This window comes from Klebsiella sp. 141240 (genome assembly GCF_050600805.1).
In the GTDB taxonomy this organism is placed as follows: domain Bacteria; phylum Pseudomonadota; class Gammaproteobacteria; order Enterobacterales; family Enterobacteriaceae; genus Klebsiella; species Klebsiella aerogenes.
This window is the reverse complement of the sequence record NZ_JAQIRK010000002.1, coordinates 314,266-327,114: the sequence shown is the minus strand read 5'-3', so window position 1 is coordinate 327,114 and position 12,849 is coordinate 314,266. Positions and strand designations below refer to the sequence as shown.

Here is a 12,849-nt window from a genome sequence, read left to right as displayed (position 1 = left end):
TTTTCCTCGCTGCGCACAATTAACGGCGAATGCCGGATTTCGCGCGTTCCAGAACGCGACGTGCATGGTCAATAATCGGGCCGTCAATCATTTTGCCGTTCAGCGATACCACGCCGAGGCCATTACGTTCGCCCTCTTCCGCTGCTTCCACCACGCGCAGCGCGTGGTCGACTTCTTTCTGCGTCGGGGCATAGGCGTTGTGCAACAAATCTATCTGGCGCGGGTTAATCAGCGATTTGCCGTTGAAACCCAGCTTGCGGATGTGATCGACTTCTTTCAGGAAACCTTCTTCGTCGTTAATGTCAGACCACACCACGTCGAAGGCGTCGATGCCCGCGACGCGCGCGGCATGCAGCACGGCACAACGGGCGTAGAACAGCTCGCTGCCATCACCGCGCTCGGTTTGCATATCCATCACATAGTCGAAGGCCGCCAGCGCAATACCGATCAGGCGCTTCGAGCAGCGGGCAATGGCAACGGCGTTAACCACGCCCAGCGCCGACTCAATCGCCGCCATCACGCGGGTAGAGCCCACTTCTCGACCACAGGCTTTTTCGATGCGTTCGATGTGTGCTTCCAGCTCGTAGATATCTTCCGGGGAATCCGTTTTCGGTAAACGGACAACATCCACGCCAGCGCGCACCACCGCCTCAAGATCCTGCAGGCCAAAGGGCGTATTCAGCGGATTAATACGAACGACGGTTTCGATATCCTGGTACATTGGGTGCTGGAGGGCATGAAATACCAGAACCCGCGCAGAATCTTTTTCACGCAGCGAGACCGCATCTTCCAGATCGAACATGATCGAGTCCGGGCGGTAGATAAAGGCGTTTGACAGCATGGCGGCGTTAGCGCCCGGGAGGAACAACATACTGCGGCGAAGTTTGCTCATTACATTTTCTCCCAGTCAATGGCGGTGACATTAGCCGCACGCATCACCGCGCTTTGCAGCCGGGCGCGGATCACGCAGTCCAGCGCCCCTTTATCTTCAATCACGATCAAACCTTCGCGAACGTCCAGCTTCGCCAGCGTCTCCTCGACGACTTCACGAATACGTTCGCCAAACTGCTTAAACACTTCGCTACGGATAACAATATCCAGCTCGCCGTCAGCAGGGGCGATTTTCACCATCAGGTCGCTTGATTCGACCGTTCCGGATAACGCTTCCTTAACGATTTTCATAATTTATTTCCTGGTAAATTCATTAAAATCATGCCGTTGCGGCAAAATAATTATCTGCTAAATGGTGGTAAGTGGTTTCCGGCACCATCTCACGAATCATCGCGAACTGGTGCTTATCCACCAGACGACGCACTTCAGAAGCAGAGATTGGCGGACCATTACGGCGGGCTTTACGCGGCAACTCTTCCACCTGAACCGGCGGCAGCCGCGGGTTCGACGGCGCACTCAGGCAACGACGCATCGCCTCGTTATACTGGCGGGTGATCGGGCAAAATGGCTCGCTGCCGACGAAGCGATGGGTGATCCCCAACGCCGGCGCGATGTGCTGGCGGAAAATTTGCAAATCCAGCTCGCACCACGCGGTCTCCACCAGCCCGCTGGCCTTCAGGAAGTAAGAGGGAAAGGTCGCACGCGAAATCACATACTCGCCGCCTTCGTGGACGGTGACGTTCTGCAGATGCGACACGCCTTCGCGAACCATCGCCAGCCGTTCGCGAAACGGGAAGAATGACGCTTCTTCGCGTACCACAAAGAGATGCAGCCAGTCGCAGCGTTTCGCCGCCTGTTCGGCCAGGTAGCGGTGTCCAAGGGTGAACGGATTGGCGTTCATCACCACGGCGCCGAGGGTGGCGCCGGGCTTACGCCGTTTGGTCAGCCCGGCACAGTACTGAGAGATACCGCGCGGGGTATTTTCCATCAGCAGCACGTTTTTCGTTTGCGACACCGGCCAGAAACCACACTGACGGAAACGTTCGCCGTTACAGGGGCGGGTGTAGAGGAACAGGTGAAAATGGCCCTTCTCCAGGGCCAGATTTTGTACCTCGCTGAGCAGGCGCGCGCTGAGGTTCAGACCGCGCCAGCGGTCATCAATCGCCACGCATTTGATGACGTTAGCTGCCAGGCCTGCGCAACCTACCAACGCATCCCCTGCCCAGGCGGTGACAAAAAGCGTCACTCCGCTGTCCATAACCAAGTCATTTGCCGCCAGCAGCGCCTGAATCGCCGCCAGCCTGGCCGGCTGGCGGGAGACATCAACGGTCCGCAGGTCAATACATTGGCTATCAAACATTACCCGCGTCCTTATGCCACCTGATGGCAAACTGCTTCGGTATTCGCCACGCTCACCGGCGCATCGGCAATCACGTTGCTCAGGCGACCGATATGCTCGATCTCCACTTCGATGCGATCGCCCGCCTGCATAAAGACCGGAGGGTTACGTTTTTTACCCACGCCGCCAGGGGAACCGGTGATGATCACATCACCTGCGCTTAATGCGGTAAACGTGCTGATATAAGCAATTAGCTCCGCCACGCGGTGGATCATGCTACCAGTATTATCGTCCTGCATCAGCTTGCCGTTCAGCCAGGTACGGATGCCCAGCTGGTGCGGATCGGGGATAATATCGCTGGTGGTCATCCACGGGCCAAATGCGCCAGTCTGGCGACCATTTTTACCCGCGGTATACCAGGTGTGCTGCCAGTCGCGCGCCGAGCCATCCATATAGCAGCTGTAGCCCGCAACAAAATTCAGCGCCTGTTCTAACGGAATGTTTTCGCCGCTATGTCCGATGACAACGGCCAGTTCGCCTTCATAGTCGAACTCAGAAGAATAATGCGGCTTCAGTACCGGCTGGCGGTGCCCGGTTTGCGAATCCGCAAAACGCACAAACAGCGTCGGTGCTGGGTTAAGTTCGTTAAACTCTTTGCGTTTTTCGGCATAGTTCATGCCGACGCAAAGGATCTTACCCGGGGTCTCGATCACCGGTAAAAATTCAACCTGTTCCATGGCGACATCCGCTTTTTCATGCGCAAACGCACGAGCTTCTGTCACAGCATTCCCTGCCAGTAACGCCTTTAAATCACCGTAGCGTTGTCCCAAACGGCTTCCGAGATCGACAATTCCATCGTCGGTAACGATGCCGTAGCTGCGGACACCGTTGAGTAAATAACTAGCAAGTTTCATAACCAGACTTCTTCTTTAGCATTACAGAATAAATTTACTTAGCACCAGCAACGACAAAGCGACGTTGAGTGCCCCACCGATACGAATCGCAATTTGAGCGAAAGGCATCAGAGACATGCGCTCAGCTGCGGAGAGAATCGCCACTGCGCCGGTACCGCCCTGGCCGCTCTGGCAGCAAGAGATCACCGCCACATCAATCGGATACATACCCAACTTTTTGCCTACGAAAGAACCGGTCAGCACTAGCGCGCCAACGGTCGCAATAATGACCACCAGGTTAGAAATGGTGAACGCGCTCATCAGGTCCTGCCACGGCGTAATCGCGACGCCCACAGCGAACAGCACCGGATAGGTGACGGCGGTCTGGAAGAATTTATATACAACCTGCGAGCCTTCCAGCATCCGTGGAGAGACAGCATTGGCTATCTTCAACAGTACGGCGACAAACAGCATGCCAACCGGCGCGGGTAAACCGGTGTATTTCTGGATAAGCATCCCCAGCATATAGAGCAGTACGGCCAGCAGCGCGCCGGAAGCCAGCGTCGTGACGTCAACCTTACCGCTCATGGCGTTGGTCAGGCTGTTGCCCACATCGCTCTGGTGATCCGGCATCAGTTCGCCATTACCGGTCAGGTGCGGGAAGCGCTTGCCAAGTTGGTTCAGACAACCAGCCATCACCACCGCCGACAGACCGCCCAGCATGACGATTGGCAAGACCTTACCCAGCGCCACGCCCTGATCCATATGCAAAATGGTGGCATAGCCGATCGACAGCGGAATCGCGCCTTCCCCGACGCCGCCCGCCATAATAGGCAGAACCAGGAAGAAGAACGTGTGGAACGGCGACATCCCGAGCAGATAACCCATCGCCACGCCCACCACCATGCCAACCGCTTCGCCGCAAACCATAGGAAAGACGATACGGAAGAAGCCGCGAATTAGCGTAGTGCGGTTCATACTCATGATGCTGCCGACGATGATGCAGCAAATGTAGAGATAAAGAATGTTGGTGGATTTATAGAACTCGGTGGTGGATTTCACCACGATCTCCGGTAACCAACCGTAGTACACCAATGCAGAAGGAATAAAGGTTGCACAAATCGCCGCTGCGCCAATTTTTCCTAACCATGGCAATCTTTTACCAAATTCACCGCAGGCAAAACCAAAAAACGCCAGCGTTGCCACCATGACCACGATATCGGCCGGTAATTTACCGTTCAGGCAGTCGACCGCAATGAGTGCGCCAGCCAGAACAAACAATGGCAACGGCACAATACCAATTTTCCAGGTATCGAGTATTCGCCACCACTTATCCTTCAATGATTTTTGTGCTGTTTGTGGAACAGCCACAATATCTTCAACGCTCATAAAAGCCCCCCAATTTTGTTAGCTGGGCTAGATTATTCAACGTTAAGCATAGAAATATGTGACAGCTAGCATATTAGAACTAGAGTTTTAAAGGTGAGTATGGCGTTTAATGTTTTTTTATTTATTACGCAACAAAAAATCAACTCAAAATATAAACAATAAAAACAAACGTATCCAATTATGTTTGAGGCAACAATTATTTACTTTTATCAATCATAGCTATCGCCAAAAGCTAACCTTTAGGTGGACTTCTTTTATCCCCATGGTAGTATGTTAAAATTACCTTACAAAACATAAATCAGGTTATGAAATTTAACTTTCAGATTAGATTATTTATTAATCTGGCACTTCTTATCGCATCACTCTTTATTATTTTAGGCGTCTGGTTGTACATTGGCCTGACTCATCAACTATATAATCGGATATCTTACCGAGCAGAACACGAGGCTGAACAAATAGCCTCCATTCCTGATTTACAACAAGCCATTGAATCTCATGACATAAAAAAAATCGCCAGCATTATGGATACCATAGTGAAATTCAGCGATGCCAGTTTTATTGTTGTGGGCGACACCAGAGAAATCCATCTTTATCACTCTGTGACCCCTGCTATTGTCGGGAAACAAATGATTGGTGGTGATAACGCATCAGTTTTAGCAGGCAAAAGTACGATCACCAAAAGGAAAGGGACTCTGGGGTTGTCACTCAGAAGTAAAGTTCCCGTATTTAATGCAAAAGGAAAAGTAATAGGCATCATCTCTGTCGGTTACCTACAGAGTTATCTGGATGAAATTACCCTTGGTCATATAGTCCATATTACTTTCGCTGTATTATTCATTATTGCTATTCTCTTTATTTTTTCCTGGCTTTTCACCCGTAGCATCAAACGTCAGATGTTTTCACTTGAACCCTGTGAAATTGGCATGTTGGTCCGCCAACAAAAAGCCATTCTTGAATCAATCTATGAAGGGGTCATTGTTATTGATACCCACAAAAGGGTTAAAATACTCAATCAAGCGGCTAAAAAATTACTGAATATTCAGCAAGCGAAAGCGACCATCCAAAAAAACCTCATGACCGATATCATACAGGACAGTGCGTTCCTCGATCCTCAGATAATGGAAAGCGATGATGCGTTTGATGAAATTGTTATTTTCAATCGCGTAACCATCGTCGCCAGTCGGGTCCGCGTTTATGTGGAAGGGAAATTGCAGGGATGGGTGATCACTTTTCGCGATCAAAATACAATAGACCGGCTCAGTGAGCAGTTAAGTCAGGTGAAACATTATGTCAACGACCTCCGGGTTATGCGCCATGAGCAGTTGAACCGTATCTCAACTATCTCTGGCTTACTGACCATGGGCCATTATGATGAAGCGCTGCATTACATCCAAACACAGTCTTCGCATATCCAATTAGTTTTGGATTTTCTGACGCAACGCTTCCAGTCACCTCTACTTTGCGGTCTATTACTCGGAAAATATTCCCGGGCGCAAGAGAAAGGCATCACATTAAATTTCGACCCTGGGTGTTTTATGCCGCAACAGAGTACCGTTTTCTCCGAATCTGAGCTTATCTCCATCGTCGGGAATCTACTGGACAATGCCATTGAAGCGACCCAAAAAGTGCCTCTTCCTCACCGGCCGATCGATGTGCTAGTTCAGCAAAATGAACGGGAGTTACTTATTGAAGTAGCAGATTACGGCATTGGTATTTCCTCGGAATTGAAATCAAGAATGTTCCAGCCTGGCGTGACCACCAAGCAAGATGACGATCACGGCCTGGGGTTACATTTGATCTCCAGCTATGTCCTGCGTGCCAACGGACTCATTGAGGTTTCAGACAACGCTCCGCACGGAACCATTTTCTCATTATTCATTCCTTCGCCACTACCTTATCCTACAGATAAAGAAGAACCTGATTATGCAACCCGAGATTATTGATGTATTAATTATTGAAGATGAGCCCCAACTGGCTCACTTCCATGCGGAAATACTCACCCGACACCCTTTATTAAGGCTTGCGGGTATCGCTGCCAACCTGAAAGATGCACGTAAGTTTTTACGTGCATCATCGCCACGACTCATTCTACTCGATAATTATCTACCAGACGGTAAAGGTATTTCCTTACTCAACGATCCAGAACTAAAATCACTTCAGTGTGCGGTTATCTTTATCACTGCCGCCAGCGATATGGAGACCTGTAGTATGGCCATCCGTAATGGCGCATTTGATTATCTGCTTAAGCCAGTATCATTAAAAAGACTGGAACAGTCCTTAGTACGATATATTAAATTTTATGAACAGCAACGAATCTGGAAAGTTGTCGATCAGCAAGGAATTGATGAGCTGCTGTCCCTACAGGCGGTCAACACCACATTACCATCCAGTAATAAGGGTATTGAAGAAGCAACATGGCAGAAAATTTTATCAGTATTTAATGACGATAAAAGAAAAGCGTTAACCATTGACGATATTGTCACCGCTACCGGACTCAGCAAAACCACACTACGGCGTTATCTTGAACATTCTGTTAGCAGCAACATACTGAGCGTTGAGAGATCCTATGGCCAGCCGGGACAACCCCGCCGACTTTACCGATTTATTGACAACGATAACCTACAATCCCATTAAAAACCTATCCCGCCAGGCGTATTGAGCGCAGCCTGTTTGTTACCCGGCTTGCGCTGCGCTGAGCCGGGCTACCAAAAAAGGGTAGCCCGAGCTCTACCGTTACCCCAGAATTTCCCGCACTACCGGGCCTATCGCTTCAAAGGCCTGCGGCGAGATAATCTCGACGTGAGCGCAGTTCTGGCTGAACACCTCCAGTTCGCCAACCCACGGCCCCCATGCGACCTGCGGATCCATCCCTTTCTGGCGCGTTTTCTCCGCCACAAATAGCGTTGCTTTACCGTCAAACTTTGCGCTGTGCGCGGTCGTCAACAGGCGCACCGCATCGGCGTAGTTACCTTCGATCGCGCTGAACAGCTCGCCGGAAGCCTGCCCCTGCTGAGCGGCGAGAAACGCTTCGCGCTCGCGGGCGATTTCCGCCAGTACTTCGGGATCCAGACCGTTCGCCTCTTTCTCCGCCCAGTTTTGCGTCTCCGGCGGCCAGGTATCGAGCAGGCCGAGGAACGCCACCTCTTCGCCGCGCTGACGTAAACGGGCGGCAATCCCCTGCGCCAGCGTTCCGCCGAGCGAATAACCAAACAGATAGTAAGGCCCATGCGGCTGCTGCGCTAAAAGCGTGCGCAGATGGTGCTCGCAGACTTCGTCGAGGTTGGCGGCGGAGGCCATCGGCCCCGTCGGACGCGGCGACTGAATACCGGTAATCGACCAGCGCGGGCTAAGATAACGCGCCAGCACGCTGAACTGCCAGGCAAAACCGGAGGCTGGATGGAAGCAGAACAGCGTCGGACCGTCGCTCTCGCGCAGCGGCAACAGCGTATCGAAGCCCAGGCGCTGCGCCTGCTCGTCGCTCAGGTCGGAAGCCAGCAGCGCGCTCAGCTTGCCGACCGTCGAAGCAACCATCACCTGCCCCGGCGTCACCTGCCGCGCCAGCTCGCGGCTAAGCTGCGCCGCCAGACGCATCGCCAGCAGCGAATGGCCGCCGAGGGCGAAGAAATCGGCCTCGATATCATTTACCTCGCAGCCCAGCAGTTGGCTGAACGCCGCGGCAACGGCCATTTCGGTAGCCGATTGCGGCGGGCGACCGCTGCGCTCGCTGCTTAAGGAGGGGAGCGGTAGCGCTTTACGATCCAGCTTACCGTTGGCGCTGAGCGGGAAAGATTCCAGCTGGATCAACACCACCGGCACCATGTGCGGCGGCAGCTGTTCGCTAAGACGGGCCTTCAGCGCCGCCACGTCCAGCGGCTGGCCGGACTCGCTCACCAGATAACCGACGAGCTGGCGGGCATCGCCGCCGGTGGCCGCGGCCTGGTTGAAGACGCAGGCGTGGCACACCGCCTGCGCGACGTCCGGCAACGCCGCCATCACCCGGTCGATCTCGCCAAGCTCAATGCGCTGGCCGCGAATTTTCAACTGATCGTCGCTGCGGCCAAGATACTCTACCGCGCCGTTATCCAGCCAGCGCGCCACATCGCCGGTGCGGTACATGCGCTCGCCGGGGGCAAACGGGTCGGCAATAAAGCGGCTGGCGGTGAGATCCGGGCGGCCCATATACCCCTGCGCCAGCTGGATGCCCGTGAGGTACAAATCACCCGCCACGCCCGGCGGCACCGGGCGCATGGCGGCATCAAGAATACGTAATCCGGTGTTCCATACCGGCCAGCCGATGGGCACGCTGTTGCCGGTTACCGCCGCCAGCTCTGGCCCGCAGGCGGGATACCAACTGACGTCCACCGCCGCTTCCGTCGGCCCGTACAGGTTATGCAGCGGCGCGCCGGTTAAGCGCTCCCATTCGCGACACAGTTCCGTCGGCAGCGCTTCGCCGCTACAGAAAACGCGTTTTAGCGTCCGGCAGGAAGACACATTATCGCTATCCAGCGAGGCGACAAACGCCGCCAGCATCGACGGAACAAAGTGGGTGGTGGTCACGCCGTACTGCGCGAAGAACCGCTGCATCGCCTGTGGATCGCGATGCGCCTCCGGCGCCGCCATCACCAGTTGGGCGCCGGTCATAAACGGCCACCAGAATTCCCATACCGAGACATCAAAGCTGCACGGCGTCTTCTGCGCCACCACATCGGCGACGGTTAACGGATAGTGATTTTGCATCCACAACAGGCGGTTCACGATGGCGGTCTGGCCGACCATCACCCCTTTCGGCCGTCCGGTGGAACCGGAAGTAAAGATGATATACGCGGTATGTTCCGGTTTTGACAGCGCCAGCGGCGTATCATCTTCAGCAGCCAGCGGCTGCTGATAACACAAGCTGGTCAGTCCCGGAATATCGCTAAACCGGGCCAGTTGATCGTCAGAGGTAATCAGCAGCGATGGCTGCGCATCTTCCAGCATCATCCGCAGACGGTCGTCCGGGTAGCCGGTATCCAGCGGCAGCCAGGCGGCGCCGGCTTCGACGATACCGTGCAGCGCCAGCGTCAGGAAGACCGAACGCGGTAAGGCAACCGCCACGCTATCCCCCGGCTGCACGCCGCGTTGCCGCAGCAGGTTGGCCAGCGCCACCACCTGTTGGCGCATTTCGCGGTAGCTAAAGCGCCAGTTGGCATCCGCCAGCGCCGGGGCATCCGGCGTTTTCCGCGCCTGTTCCGCCACCAGCGCGCTGAGGGTAGTGGTCGGCAGCGGCATCGCGGTATTGTTGATCAACGCCAGCTGCGCGCCTTCTTCTGCCGACAGCATCTCCGCCTCGCCGCAGCGCAGCGCCGGATTGGCGGCAAACTGCGCCAGTAACGATGTCAGACGCGATACGTGGCGGTTCAGCGTGACGTCATCATAACGTGCTTTATTGGCGAGGATCTCCAGCGACAGGCCGCCGTGTTCGTCCGGAAATAATGCCAGCTCGAGGTCATTCACCGGGCCGGTGGCGAGGGTATGCGTCTGCGCCTGCACATCGTCGATATCCAACTGGTAATCAAAGACTTTGATGTTCAGCACCGGGCCAAACAGCGGTTCGTCGCCCGCCGCTTTGCCGCTATCGCGGACAATTTGCTCGGCATCGTAGCGCTGATGGCGGCGCATTTTTTTTAGTTGCCCGGAGAGACGCGTCGCCAGTTGCGCCAGCGTCTCCTGCGCGTCGATATTCACCGCCAGCGGCAGTACGTTGAGTACCGGGCCGGTGGCGGTCAGCGCCGCCGATCCCATGCGGCGCATAAAGATAAAGCCAGCCGCGTAATCCATTCGGCCACACAGCCGCCCCAGCCACAACGTCGTCAGCGCCAGCGCCAGATCGGCACGCTGGCACTGCGGCGCGCTGGCGGCGAGCTGGCTGAAGACAGCCGGATCGGCCTCCAGTTTCAGGCGCCAGATATCGCTGCTGGTCGCCCGCCCGGCCAGCGGCGCGTCTGATAGCGAGGCCGGAGACGGCAACGCCTGACGCTGCGCCTGCCAGAAGGCTTTATCGCGCTGCCACGCCTCGCTGCCGTAGTAGCGCTGATACTCTTCCACCACCTCGGCGAACGGCGAAAACGGTGAATCCGGCGTCTCTTCGCCGCGTTGCCAGGCACGATAAATAGCGGCGATCTGGCGGGTAATGGCCGGGAAGCTAAAGCCATCGACCAGCAAATGGTGATAGCGCTGATACCAGTACCAGCAGTCGTCGCCAACGCGCATGAGCTGATGGCAGACCAGCGGATTACCGCTATCGACGCGCAGATTCTGCCCGAGATCGCTTTGCATCAGCGCCAGCGCGGCCATGTGCGGATCGGCCTGCTGGCGCAGGTCGACGCTTTGCGGCTCGGCAAACTCGCGCGCATCATCAACCCACTGCCATGCTTCGCCGTTATCTTCACAAAAGCGCATGCTCAGGGTATCGGCCTGCTTAAGCCCGGCGACGATCGCCTTACTCAGCAGCGCCGGATCAAGATTGCCGCGCAGTTCAACATAGTGGGCAACGCTCCAGGCGCCGGGTAGCGTGGAGAGGCGTTCAGCCATCCAAATTCCCGGCTGCGCCGCAACCAGCGGTAAACGTGTACTCATCGAAAGCTCCTCAGGAGGCGTAGTGCGCTGGGATAAGGGTTGACCAGTTGGCGGCAAGCCAGGCGTTACAGGCCTCTAATGACTGCGGCGGACACTCCACCGTCCAGCCTGTCGGCAGCGCGCAGTGATGCGGCCACAGGCTATATTGCCCCTGTGCGTTGCGCAGAATGTAAAACTGCCCTTGCGGATTGTCGAAGGGGTTGCTGAATTGCATCTCTCACTCCTCATTAAGCGCGTGTTGTTGCCCGCGGCGCAAAGGCTGCCACAGCTGGATAAGCCCGGACGTCAGCCCGCCGCGCCAGCATAGCGCGTCATGACCGCCGTCAACCTGGCGCCAGAAAACGGATGGCGTGGTCTGCCGTAGTTGCGCGAAAAGCGCCTGGTTGGCGCGAAAAATAATCGGCTCGCGCACGCCGGCTTCCAGCCAGATGCGCAGCCCCTGCGGTCGAAGCTCGCCGCGCTGCAGTTGTTCAAGTATCACTCCCGGCTGGCTACTGCCGCGCTGCGGCCACCAGTACGACCCCGACTGGCTCAGAACGCAGCCAAAACGATGCGGCCAATGGAGCGCGGCATACATCGCCGCCAGACCGCCGAAGCTCTGTCCCGCTACTACCGTCCGGTCGGCGCGATCGCTGAATGGCGCCACGGCCTGCACCAGCGGCAGCAGTTCTTCCTGTACCGCCAGCCAGAAATCACGATTGCAGGGCAGCTCCACGCCGCGGTGTTGATTGTCGATAACGTCGATCAGCACATAGACCGCCGGCGGCAGGCGGCCTTCCCGCGTCAGCCCCGCCAGCGGCGCAAAGACAGGCATGCTTTCGGCCCAGAACTGGCCGTCAAGCAGGACCGCCAGCGGGCGATCCGTCCCACTGCCGGTGGTGTAAATCCACACTCGTCGTTGGTTACCTAATCGCTGGCTGCGCCATTCAATACAGCGCGGCGCTGGCGAAACCGGCTCGCGATAATGCCAACCCGGCTGTTCCGGCGCCTGCGGCAGTTCCAGCGCCGAGACCGCGTGGCCGCGCCCCCCCTTCCAGCTTTGCGGATTGCGGGGATCGGCAACCGCCCGCGGCAGCAGTTTGCGCCAGCCTTCGCGCAGCAGCGCGCGGTCCGGTGCTTCACCGTTAAAAAGCTGCGGGGAAAAATCGTCGTCGCGTTCGGAAGGAATAAAACAGTAGCTGCCGCGCCAGCTGGCGGGGAGCGTGGTTTGCCAGCACCAGGCATCGGTACCGGGGATGCGCTGCAGGGTTTGCGGCGCCGCATTGTGGTGGTGATCGGTGACGCCGGTAATGTAAATCCACACCCGCCGAATCGGCGACGTGGTTTCGCTGCCCGCCGGATCGCGCCACCAGAAGGTCACCCGATATGCGTCGCCCAGCGCTTCTGTCTGCGGGCCGGCGATCCCCCGCCACCAGTCGTCACTTCCCGTTATTTGCATTCCGTCAGTAACCCTATGTTTACCGTGATTTTTATCAACAAAGGTAATATTTATTGATAATATTATTGATAACTATTTGCATTTGCAATAGCGTATTAACGCGCCTATGGGTAGCGCGTCTTCTCATTACATTAAATCAAGGTCAGAGAGGGTCTTTTCAGAGCGTTTGGCTCGGTCGGCTACGGAAAGCGTTCACCTTCTACTGGCTACATTTATGCCGTCTCCCCTCCCGGTGGGAAGGGGCTTCTGGGGAAAGCGGCAAAGAAAAGCGGAACTGACTTACA

Annotated in this window: 10 protein-coding genes; 2 read left to right on the top strand and 8 right to left on the bottom strand. The window is 55.8% G+C overall.

Annotated elements, in window-relative coordinates; genetic code table 11:
- Window positions 1-19: 19 nt before the first annotated feature.
- From citE to PGQ95_RS04495, 5 genes are read right to left on the bottom strand one after another with little or no spacing between them, the layout of a single operon-like run.
- Window positions 20-892 carry a citrate (pro-3S)-lyase subunit beta gene (citE, locus tag PGQ95_RS04515; RefSeq protein WP_113373827.1) on the bottom strand — a complete coding sequence of 291 codons (873 nt, stop codon included), beginning with the start codon at window positions 890-892 and terminating at the stop codon, window positions 20-22.
- A complete protein-coding gene (citD, locus tag PGQ95_RS04510) occupies window positions 892-1,182 on the bottom strand; it encodes a citrate lyase acyl carrier protein (protein ID WP_430917104.1) in 291 nt (96 codons plus the stop codon). Before citD ends, citE begins: the two co-directional genes overlap by 1 nt.
- Before the next feature lie 28 nt (window positions 1,183-1,210).
- Complete coding sequence (gene citC, locus PGQ95_RS04505) at window positions 1,211-2,251, bottom strand: [citrate (pro-3S)-lyase] ligase (RefSeq protein ID WP_113373825.1); 1,041 nt, start codon at window positions 2,249-2,251, stop codon at window positions 1,211-1,213.
- Window positions 2,252-2,262: 11 nt separating this feature from the next.
- The gene (locus PGQ95_RS04500; RefSeq protein WP_113373824.1) at window positions 2,263-3,144 is read right to left on the bottom strand and encodes a fumarylacetoacetate hydrolase family protein; all 882 of its coding nucleotides are present in this window, start codon (window positions 3,142-3,144) and stop codon (window positions 2,263-2,265) included.
- A 21-nt stretch (window positions 3,145-3,165) separates the two neighbouring features.
- A complete protein-coding gene (locus PGQ95_RS04495) occupies window positions 3,166-4,512 on the bottom strand; it encodes a 2-hydroxycarboxylate transporter family protein (protein ID WP_113373823.1) in 1,347 nt (448 codons plus the stop codon).
- 305 nt (window positions 4,513-4,817) lie between these two features.
- On the opposite strand from PGQ95_RS04495, the gene PGQ95_RS04490 reads away from it, so the two are divergent.
- Both PGQ95_RS04490 and PGQ95_RS04485 read left to right on the top strand, forming a co-directional pair.
- On the top strand, window positions 4,818-6,455 hold the full coding sequence (locus PGQ95_RS04490; protein WP_430917101.1) for an ATP-binding protein: 1,638 nt from the start codon (window positions 4,818-4,820) through the stop codon (window positions 6,453-6,455).
- Window positions 6,436-7,146 (top strand): response regulator, encoded by a 711-nt coding sequence (locus PGQ95_RS04485; RefSeq protein ID WP_113373821.1) that lies wholly within the window; start codon window positions 6,436-6,438, stop codon window positions 7,144-7,146. The genes PGQ95_RS04490 and PGQ95_RS04485 overlap by 20 nt, the downstream gene beginning before the upstream one ends.
- A 99-nt stretch (window positions 7,147-7,245) precedes the next feature.
- Here PGQ95_RS04485 and entF read toward each other — a convergent pair whose 3' ends face one another.
- The 3 genes from entF to fes are packed head-to-tail and all read right to left on the bottom strand — an operon-like array spanning window position 7,246 to window position 12,613.
- Window positions 7,246-11,127, bottom strand: a complete 3,882-nt coding sequence (gene entF / locus PGQ95_RS04480; protein WP_430917099.1) for an enterobactin non-ribosomal peptide synthetase EntF — start codon at window positions 11,125-11,127, stop codon at window positions 7,246-7,248.
- A 10-nt stretch (window positions 11,128-11,137) separates the two neighbouring features.
- On the bottom strand, window positions 11,138-11,341 hold the full coding sequence (locus PGQ95_RS04475; protein ID WP_015367778.1) for an MbtH family protein: 204 nt from the start codon (window positions 11,339-11,341) through the stop codon (window positions 11,138-11,140).
- A 3-nt stretch (window positions 11,342-11,344) separates the two neighbouring features.
- Window positions 11,345-12,613, bottom strand: coding sequence for an enterochelin esterase (fes, locus tag PGQ95_RS04470; RefSeq protein ID WP_430917265.1), 1,269 nt, complete (start codon window positions 12,611-12,613; stop codon window positions 11,345-11,347).
- Between the last annotated feature and the right edge of the window lie 236 nt (window positions 12,614-12,849).

Excerpts from the sequence above, each read along its gene's own strand:
- PGQ95_RS04500 (WP_113373824.1), bottom strand. The coding sequence starts at position 3,144 with ATGAAACTTGCTAGTTATTTACTCAACGGTGTCCGCAGCTACGGCATC.
- citD (WP_430917104.1), bottom strand. The coding sequence starts at position 1,182 with ATGAAAATCGTTAAGGAAGCGTTATCCGGAACGGTCGAATCAAGCGAC.
- citE (WP_113373827.1), bottom strand. The coding sequence starts at position 892 with ATGAGCAAACTTCGCCGCAGTATGTTGTTCCTCCCGGGCGCTAACGCC.
- PGQ95_RS04490 (WP_430917101.1), top strand. The coding sequence starts at position 4,818 with ATGAAATTTAACTTTCAGATTAGATTATTTATTAATCTGGCACTTCTT.
- PGQ95_RS04485 (WP_113373821.1), top strand. The coding sequence starts at position 6,436 with ATGCAACCCGAGATTATTGATGTATTAATTATTGAAGATGAGCCCCAA.
- citC (WP_113373825.1), bottom strand. The coding sequence starts at position 2,251 with ATGTTTGATAGCCAATGTATTGACCTGCGGACCGTTGATGTCTCCCGC.
- PGQ95_RS04495 (WP_113373823.1), bottom strand. The coding sequence starts at position 4,512 with ATGAGCGTTGAAGATATTGTGGCTGTTCCACAAACAGCACAAAAATCA.
- PGQ95_RS04475 (WP_015367778.1), bottom strand. The coding sequence starts at position 11,341 with ATGCAATTCAGCAACCCCTTCGACAATCCGCAAGGGCAGTTTTACATT.
- entF (WP_430917099.1), bottom strand. The coding sequence starts at position 11,127 with ATGAGTACACGTTTACCGCTGGTTGCGGCGCAGCCGGGAATTTGGATG.